This window comes from Agriterribacter sp. (genome assembly GCF_035444585.1).
GTDB lineage: Bacteria > Bacteroidota > Bacteroidia > Chitinophagales > Chitinophagaceae > Agriterribacter.
Map to the genome: position 1 here is coordinate 1 of NZ_DAOMOZ010000098.1, position 9,937 is coordinate 9,937.

Below are 9,937 nucleotides of genomic sequence, written 5' to 3' on the forward strand. Positions count from 1 at the left end.
CATATCGGTAATTTACCGATCCCATACTCGCACGAATGCCATAGGCATGATACCTCTTTAAGCTCCATGACATGATTTTTACATCATCAGTTCACCTCTGCATTTTGTCCATTACTATTTGCTGTGAAGCAGATTTTACCTGTTTCATCCCTACAGGATTATCAGGCTTTTGTATTTGCATTTTACCGGTATGATATCCCTACGGGATTTTGGGGTATTACCGTAATACCATAACACGATCTTTGTATCAACCCTTCACCTGAATGCCGATAGGCATATCATATCGGTAATTTACCGATCCCATACTCGCACGAATGCCATAGGCATGATACCTGCTCCGCTCCATTTAGAACGTACTCATTATTCTTTGTATCCAAAGCACATTCTGCTAACTTTGATCCGTTCTCTAAATTTTTAAGTATGAAGAAGCTGCATGTTTTTTTGTTGGTTTTTTTTACGGCAACCGTGCTGCCTGTCACCGCGCAGGATACCGTTTATTTTAAAAACGGGTTGATGGCTAACGGGTTGCATCATTATGGCCGTGAAGCATTGTATACCGATCTGCTGGCACATCAACTATACAACAACACGCTGCAGCAACCCCGGGAAAACGGTGTCGCAGGTATTAATAATGAGCAACAGGAGGTCAAATGGGTGGCTGTCCGGGCAGACAGCCTGAACAGCTTCAGGATGCCCAGGGAGGCTGGCATGAGAAGACGGGGTTTTTTCAACAGCGGATACCTGTATCTTACTTATACGGCCAACAAAGAAAAAACGGCACTGCTCAACACAAGAGGCGGCAGTAGTGTATTTGTAAACGGCGTACCTCATACCGGCGATCCGTATGGTTCCGGCTGGTTGTATATTCCCATAAAACTAAAAAAAGGCTTGAATGAGTTTTATATCAGGTCGGGCTTCCGAACGGTAACCAGCCTGATCTTTCCCGAAAAACCGGTTGGTTTAAATACAGAAGACCCTACCTTACCTGTTGTGGTTTTGCAAAATGATAATGCAGTGTTACAGGGTGCGGTGGTTGTGATCAACAGTTCTTCAAAACCTGTTGGCAGCTTAAAAATAAAAAGCAGTATTGCAGGCAATGAAATGATCACTGCTTTACCTGTTGTACCGGCAATGGGCACACGAAAAGTTGCTTTTTCATTTAATGCAGCAGGCATTACGCAAAAAGGAAAACAGGAAATAACGCTGGTGCTCACAAGCGGTAATAAAACGCTGGATGAAAAGAATGTATTTATAGAAGCGGTGGAACGGGGTGAACCGTACAGCAATACTTTTATAAGCGCCATTGACGGAAGTCTTCAGTATTATGCAGTAACTCCGCAATCGGGTTCAGTTACTGCAAACGCGGCATTGTTCCTTTCTGTGCATGGCGCCGGGGTGGAAGCCATTGGCCAGGCCCGGGCTTATAAGCCGAAAGACTGGGGTACCCTCGTGGCTGCCACCAACCGCAGGCCGCGCGGCTTCAATTGGGAAGACTGGGGGCGGTTAGACGCGATAGAAGTTTTGAATATTGCTAAGAAAAAGTTTAATCCCGATCCCCTGCGCATATACCTTACGGGGCATTCAATGGGTGGTCATGGCACCTGGTTTTTGGGTGCAACATATCCCGAATTGTGGGCAGCTATAGCGCCTTGTGCAGGGTACCCGACGCTTAAAGAATACAGCTCACACGATGGTAAGATCCCCGATAGCACCAGTTCACTTACAGAAAAAATATTATTGCAGGCCGGCAACCAGAGTGATGTAATAAAGCTGGCCGAAAATTACAGGCCGTTGGGTGTTTATATTTTTCATGGCGACTCCGACCGGGTGGTTTCGGTAAACTATGCGCGGCAAATGAAAAAGGTACTGGCCGGTTTTCACCCTGATTTTGCCTATAAAGAATACCCCGGGGGCAGCCATTGGTTCAGCAACGAGAGCGTGGATTGGCCGCCATTGTTCAACTTCTTTAAATCGCACACTATATTGCCGGACAGTGCCGTGAATACAATTGATTTCAAAACTTCGAGTCCGGGTATATCTTTTTCTTACCGCTGGGCAACCATACAACAGCAAGTACTCCCGCTGCAGTTCAGCCGTATTCAATTGAACAGGAACCTGGCAGGCAAAACCATAACCGGTTCAACCGAAAATGTGCATACGCTGAAACTGGCGGTTGGGCAGTTTGGAAAAGGAGCTTCCATCACCATAACACTGGATAGTTTGACGGCCCTGCAATATACCGTTGGCAATACCACCGACAGCATCTGGCTTCAAAAGCAAAGCGGTCAGTGGCAAATTGCAGCAGCACCCGGCGCCGAACAGAAGGGGCCGCAACGCTATGGCACTTTTAAAGAAGCGTTCAACCATAACATGATTTTCGTGTATGGCACAAAAGGCAATAAGTCCGAAAACGAATGGGCGTTTGATAAAGCACGTTATGATGCCGAGACCTGGTATTACAGGGGGAATGGCGCGGTGGATATCATTGCGGATAAGGAATACAATACAAACGATTATGCAGGCCGCAACGTGATTATATATGGCAATGCCAGCACCAATTCGGCCTGGAGCCTGTTGCTGAGCGATTCGCCTGTGCAGGTAAGCCGTAACCATGTGAGCGCCGGCGCCAATGCATGGAGTGGCGATGACCTGGCCGTATATTTTACCCGGCCCATTAAAAATTCGCCTGTCAACGCTGTAGGCGTTGTTGCCGGCACAGGGTTGAAAGGAATGAATGCTGCCAATGCCAACCAGTATTTTGCCGGTGGCAGCGGCTTCCCCGATTACATGATCTTCCGCCTGGATATGCTGCGCGATGGCAGCCGTGCTATTGAACTGGCAGGCTTTTTCGATAACAACTGGCAAATGGATACGAATAACCAGGCCGGCGGAAACTAGCGTAATGTTTCAGGTATGCAATACTAACTTTCCAAACGTTGTCATATGCATCCCTTCCCGGTAAAAGCGCTTCCTGCTTTAGCGTTAACAAACTATATTTGGGTAGAAAAAAGTAAGCCGGCGCATGGCTATCCTGTTCTGTTCGCCATCGTCCTCCATATTTCGTTATGATCACCACTACCGAAATACTACCGGCACCGCCCCTGGCTCCTTTCGTCCGGTGCTATGCTTTCCGCGAGTTCGATACAAGAGGTACCAACCTGCTAAAGCCATGGCATGCTTCCTACGAAATATCACTCTTCTTTTTCTTTAAAGCCCTGCCGGTTCAACTGGCTGATCCCGGAACAGGAGGAATCTTGAAAAAAGGAAGTTATTGTGATATTGTGGGGATAGGAACGCAATATAATGGGGAAATGACCTTCAACGGCTGCTATGCTTTCTTTGAGATCGCTTTTAAGGCCGGGGGATTTAATAAGATATTTAATATTTACGGAAGTGAATTCATCAACCAGATCGTTTGTGCGGAAGATATTTTCAACAATGAAATCAAAGTTCTTTATGAACAATTATACGGTGCCAAAAATACCAGGGAAATGGCAGCGTGGGTAAATGCTTTTCTTTTAAGTCATCTGAAGAAGCAGAAACCACGTGATTCAAAAGACATTATCATGAGCGCTTCCAACCTGATCATTAAAAACGATGGTAATGCCAATATCAGTAAACTGGCCGGTATCGCCAATATGAGCATGCGAAATTTTGAACGTCATTTTATCAGGCAAACAGGAACTCCACCCAAATTACTTTGCAGTATTGCACGGTTCAATCGTGCTTTTTCCCTTAAGCTGGACAACCCGCATGAAAGCTGGTCATCCATTGCTACGCTGTCGGGGTATTTTGATCAGATGCACCTGATCAGGGAATTTAAAAGATTTTCAGGAAATCCTCCATCCGCCTTTATCAGGGAAACACCCCTGACAGAGGAACATTTTACAGACCGGGTGAAGTAACCTGCACAAAATGTCGTTTTTATACTATTTTTTGACCTCTTCCGGCTTTTATCTTTGCATGTATTACAGCAGCGTTTAAAAAGGTGTAAAAGAATGTTTCGTTTATTTTCCTGCAGGCTTTAACCGTTTATTTCTCGCACTTCCGCCGCGTTTCACCGTTATCCCGCAACAATATCAGTGAACGGTTTTGTTACCGGGGATCCTGGCCACCGGAACAAGGCGCTCCTGTGATATTCCATTCTTTCGTGGTTGTATCACCAGTCTTCGTATAAAAAATTGTACCTGACCATCAATCACTGCTTAGCTGTAAACCTGTATGAATGTGAAATTAATTTACTTATTGTTGATCCTTTTCTTCGCAGCAAACAGTATAGGATATGCGCAGGATATAGGAAGTCTGAAAAATCAAAAACCTGTTAGCTTGCATGGCAATATTTCTGCCGGGTTAAACTATTATACCGGCTTCTCAGATAAAAGCAGTAGCACTTCTAATCCCTCATTCGGGCATTCCCCTTCGTATTTTCTACAGGCTAACCCGATGCTTTCCCTTTACGGGTTTTCCATCCCGCTGAATGTGATGATAGCCAGCCAGAACAAAAGCTTCAATACGCCTTTCAACCGTTTTGGATTAAGTCCTTATTACAAATGGGCAAAGCTGTATCTCGGATGGCGTTCATTAAACTTTTCACAATTCACTTTAAGCGGTCAGCAAATGCTGGGCGCAGGTTTTGAGCTTACACCGGGGAAATTCCGCGTGGCATTCATGTATGGTAAATTCAATAACGCGGTAACAGATATCTCACTGTATAATAATTTGAACAATAATACCCCCTTGTACGAGCGCAAAGGTTTTGCGGCTAAGATCGGCTATGGTTCTGCCGCTAATTTTATTGAATTTTCTTATCTCCAGGCAAAAGACGACAGCAATTCCCTGCATGGGGTTAGCATAGATACGTTGTTGCTGAAGCCTGCCGCCAACCAGGTAGCGGGAATAAAAGGAAAGATCACTTTGGCACAGCATCTTTCTGTGGATGCAGACGTGGCGGGCAGCTATTATACCCGCAACATATCGGAGCAGCGTTTAAATCTGGGGGTTCCTTTAAAAGGCCTGGCGGCCATAGCCCCTCGAATGACCTCGCAGTTTGCTATGGCAGGCGAAGCAAATCTTCGCTATGCTTTTCAAAATGGAAATATTAGCGCAGGATACAGAAGAGTGGACCCCGGTTATAATTCGATGGGCACGTTTTATATGCAACAGGACCTGGAGCAATATACCGCCGGACTGAATATGAGCTTTTGGAAACGCAGGATCTATCTCCAGTCCCGTTTTGGCCGGCAAAAAAACAATCTGGCACATCAGGCAGCCAGCAACAGCAGCCGTACCATAGGTAATGCGTCCATCATTATTAATCCCGCTTCCAACTTTGGGGTAGATCTTCAATATTCCAATTACGGTATCTCCCAGCAGATCATCCCGCAATTGCATGACCCCACTGCCGTACTAAGGTACGATTCCGTGCGCATCAGCCAGGTGAATCAATCATTCTCCGTATCGCCGCATCTTCTTATCAGCGGCAAATCGCTCCAACATTCCATCAGCATACAGGCAAACCTGCAATCCCTGAAAAATTTTAATGAAAAATTGAATGGCGGGGATTTTACCTCACGATCTGCAAGTCTCATCTACGCCCTGTTATTTCCCGGGAAAAAAATTAACATCACCAACGTTTTTAATTATTTCAACACGGCGTTCGCCGGAAATGAAACAGCATTGATGGGGTACAACCTGGTGTTGAGCAAGGTTCTTGGCAGGCTACCTGCCGATCAAAGGATTTTTTCCTCTATAACGCTTACGCTTAATGGCGGGTATTTTATGAACCACCTCAATAGTGCGTCATCGGGGAACACACTGATGCTCAACCCGTCCGTTACCCTGGCGTTCCTGAAAAGAAATTCACTTCAATTGATGGCCAATTATACCAACAATAACAGGAAAAACGTGGCCGGCGGAAAACAGCAACTGATGCTTGCCACCCGGTATAATTTATCGTTTTAAAAAAAGAGGCAGATGAACAAATTGTTTAAAATATTTTCTTGGTCTCTGCTGGCAGTGCTATCCTGCTTTCATGCGCAGGGTCAGAATTATCCTGTGAAAGTGCAGGTGCAGTTGGTGCAACCGTTTTATCCCTACTTATCGGATTATAAGCAAAGATCCATTATTTCCTTTACCAATACGGTTGATGTGCCGATGGATATTTATATACAGGCTAAGCTGGAAAACGACCGCGGACAAATGATCAAAACTGCTCCCAATCAATATTCCAGGACACCTATCCATCTGGCTTCATTACAAACCACGGTGGTGCAGGGCTACCAGTTGGATACCAGCTTTTTTGATCTGCACAACCTGCAGACCAACCTGGATGACCAGACCAAAGCGCGGTTGTACCGGTTAGGGATGATCCCCGAGGGCTTTTACAGCTATTGCGTTACCGCTTTCCGGATTGACGGGAACGGGAATTATCAGCCGGTAAGCGACCCAAAAGGATCCTGCGCCTTTGTAAACATTGGCTACGTGCAGCCGCCACAAATATTGTCGCCATTGGCTGATGATAACATCATTCCAAATCCCGTACAAAATCTGAACATCACCTGGACCAGGCCGGTAGGAAACCTTCAGGGCGCAGTGCTCACTTACGATCTCTATCTCGTGAGGGTTTTACAGGGGCAGGATCCGGCGCTTGCCATGAGCAACGCAGTTCAGTACGGCGCCGGGATCTTCATGAAGCAGGAAAACATTCCGGCAACGGTTTACCGGTTTACCAGCCTCACCGGGTTTCAACTGGAAGAAGGCGACAAATACGCATTGATGATACAATCGAGGGATATGAACGGTAAAGCGGCATTTGTCAATAACGGAAGAAGCGAGGTAAGCGTATTTACCTACGGAGCGGAAGGGCTTGCCGGGAATAACGGAACTAACGGCCTGAACCCGGATGGGAACAATGAGGATATGGATGTGGTAACAGGCAAATTGCAATGGGCTTTTAAGAATGCTGAAAGTGGCGCCCTGTATCAATATAATTCAGTAAAAGATTTATTTAATATACCCGAAGCGCCTGCAAAACCGGCAAGTGTTCCCAGGATAGAAATAAATGCGGGCACGAGGGTTACCAAACCTTCTTACAAATTCAATAGTTCCCTCCTGATAAACATGGATCCCTCGGCCGTCTATCTGACAGAAGAAGGATCAGATCAGCAGAATGAAAAACGCCATGACGGTATTACAGGAATTTTTAAAGAAAATACTACAGGGGTAAGCGCTGAAAAAAAAATTGACGTTGATCAGGTCATTCAACTGATGGAAGACTTCACCGCTACGGTTGCAGACAGTACCCATTCGGACAATAAAACCGTACAAGCCGATACGGGATCACAACGTTTTTCGCTTACCGGGGTGAATGTAACATTAAGCGGCAATCCGGTAACGGATCCCCAAAAAATTGTATTGCTGGGTACGGGCGTTACAGATAATGAAGGCCGGTTTACTATTCAATTCCTGGATCCTTCCTACCGGAATTCCGGAAATTTTAGCCGGTTGATCTTATCGGTCCAGGTAAATAAAGATTTTGAGAATAGCGTTTTTGAGGTCCCTGTTCCGGGCGGAAATATCCCCGAACAATTCGATATCGGCACTAAAGTATTGCTGGCGAGAACCTGGCGTTTCTTCCCCCAAATTACCTACGAAACCTCCGACGCTACGGATGCCAAAGATTGTGAAGTGCATGTTTATCGCGAAGCGTCTGAATACCAGGACCGGCCATGGTTGAAGGAAGAGGGCCGTACCGACGGTAAGGAAAGGCAAAAAGAGGTAATAGATGGAAAAGAGGTATTTAAAATTGCTTCTTTAAGTATTGGTCAAAAAGTACCGCAGCTTGGGCTTAAACAGGTAGCTTCTCATAAAAATGAAGGTGTCGGGCGGCTTTTTTACGGTGGTAAATTATTGGTGAAAATCGTTTCGGCATCGGCATCCTATTACGAGGTTACGTCTATCGTTACGGCTGTTAATAAATCACTGCCCGGCTACCAGGTAATGGAGGGCGAAGCGGTGTATCAACTTAAAACGAGACCCTCACACATTGAAGGGAATATCTCCCTGTTTTTACGGGAGCAATCTTCTGTTCCGGTTTCCGGCGCTGCAGTGCGCATTATGTACAGGGAAGCCGATGTGGTGGAACAGCCTCCGCGCATTTTTGATAACGTGAAAATGGTATCGGCAACTAATATGTCGCAGTTGGGGAATTACACCGTATCTCAACTTACCGGCCGGGGCCTGACAAAAGTAAATTCGGAATTTACCGGAGTTACTCCCGCATTGGGTATTACAACCGCCTCCGGCAATGGAAATAGCAATAAACTTTCGGAATTGACCTATACGATCAAACCGGTAATGGCCGCTGAAAAAGATAAGCCGTCGCCGGTATGTGACGGGTGTTCGTATAAGATCGCTTACACGGATGCAACAGGAAATTATTATTCTGATAATTTGCCCGTACTCCGGGAGGGTGGTTCCTTTACCGTGGAAGTGATAAAAACGCCCGGTGAATTCAGCAAATTTGAGATCAAAAATAAAAGCGGGGGCGCTTATCCTTCCATGATTGCGCTGGGGAAAGGCATATCTAAAAAACTGGATTTTACACTCAATACAGAAGTGGCGGATGTGGGCGGCAGGATAGTGGACAGGGAAGGAGAACCGCTGCCCGGCGTGCGACTGCTCTTCAACGGAAACACCCTTACCACCAGTGGTACGGATGGGTTGTTTGTGTTCAAACTGTATCCGGGCAATCATTTGATCACGCTTGAGAAAGAAGGCTATGTCCGGAAAAATGTTCCCGTGAATATCCCTGTTTCGGGAAGTGGTGCAACTCCATCAGGCGATAAATGGGCGAACCTGAGCGTTGCAGATAAAAATCAGGCTACCCTTAACCGGATCAAAGCAATACCTACGGTGCAGTCGGCGCTGTCGGCGGGATATCAGTTTTCGCCCGTATTGTTTGGGCTTCCGGAAAAAAACAGCTCCGGTGGCGCTCATGGTACAACAGTGTACAATGCCAGCATTGCCGTTGCGTTCGGCATTAATGTCGCTGCTTACCTGAATACCCAATATGAAATTCCGCGCGAGTCGGCGATGGATATGAAGGATATCGGCTATTTAGAGAAGATCACCGGGAAAATTCAATTTACCATCAAAGATAAAGAGACCGGCCAACCGGTGGCCGATGCGGCGGTCAGTGTTTTTGATTCAACACATATTTCCGATGCCAACGGCCAGTGGTATTACGAAGGATTCGGTGGATCCACGCTCGTTACCGTTAAGCCATCACCTTCCTCAGAATACGCCCCTGAACGAAAATTATTGACGCTTGCTGAAAACGGCAAAGTGCAGGATGTTACCATTTTACTTGAAAAAGGTGTAACCATTTCGGGCATAGTTAAATCAGGGAATACAGCCCTGGTACATGCCCGTGTATTTGCGGATGATGGCGAACTTTCGTCAACCACAACGGATGATGCAGGCAATTATACGCTGGTGCTGAAAAAAGGCGAGCATGATCTTTTTGCGCGCATGCAGAATTATGTTCAGGATGAACAGCCGGGCAGATCAATTCCGGGGGATGGCACGGTTTTCAACTTTGACCTGAAGGGAGGAAACGGAAAAAACTATGCTACCCTTTTAGGATTTGATATAGAATTAACCAACGTGGTTACATCGGGCAGTGAAGAGATATGGAGCGGCAATTTTATTAACCTTCAGCCTGCGGATCCCTCTGTTTTTGTATTCTCCGGAAAGTCCGAAATTCCTTTCAGCGATCAGCGGGTACGCTTTGACGCGGCAGGAAACGCGCAGCCTGTTAATAATAAAGTGGAAACGGATATTACCCGTATTCCGTTAAAGATCTTCAACTTCCTTCCCGCCGGTTTTGTTAACGGGAACGTGGTTACTGTCACCGGCAACGGTGGCAATAAAGGAC

General features: G+C 46.2%; 4 protein-coding genes. All 4 read left to right on the forward strand.

The window, feature by feature from the left end; genetic code table 11:
- The first annotated feature begins 420 nt into the window (after nucleotides 1-420).
- Nucleotides 421-2,898, forward strand: coding sequence for a carboxylesterase family protein (locus tag PLH26_RS11815; protein WP_324586226.1), 2,478 nt, complete (start codon nucleotides 421-423; stop codon nucleotides 2,896-2,898).
- Nucleotides 2,899-3,065: 167 nt separating this feature from the next.
- Nucleotides 3,066-3,905, forward strand: a complete 840-nt coding sequence (locus PLH26_RS11820; RefSeq protein ID WP_324586227.1) for a helix-turn-helix domain-containing protein — start codon at nucleotides 3,066-3,068, stop codon at nucleotides 3,903-3,905.
- 322 nt (nucleotides 3,906-4,227) lie between these two features.
- On the forward strand, nucleotides 4,228-5,961 hold the full coding sequence (locus PLH26_RS11825; RefSeq protein WP_324586228.1) for a hypothetical protein: 1,734 nt from the start codon (nucleotides 4,228-4,230) through the stop codon (nucleotides 5,959-5,961).
- Nucleotides 5,962-5,973: 12 nt separating this feature from the next.
- Nucleotides 5,974-9,937, forward strand: a 3,964-nt coding sequence (locus tag PLH26_RS11830; protein WP_324586229.1) for a carboxypeptidase-like regulatory domain-containing protein, incomplete at its 3' end; no start/stop codon positions are given.

What these genes read in the sequence shown, in the direction of transcription:
- PLH26_RS11815 (WP_324586226.1), top strand. Translation starts at nt 421, where the DNA reads ATGAAGAAGCTGCATGTTTTTTTGTTGGTTTTTTTTACGGCAACCGTG.
- PLH26_RS11820 (WP_324586227.1), top strand. Translation starts at nt 3,066, where the DNA reads ATGATCACCACTACCGAAATACTACCGGCACCGCCCCTGGCTCCTTTC.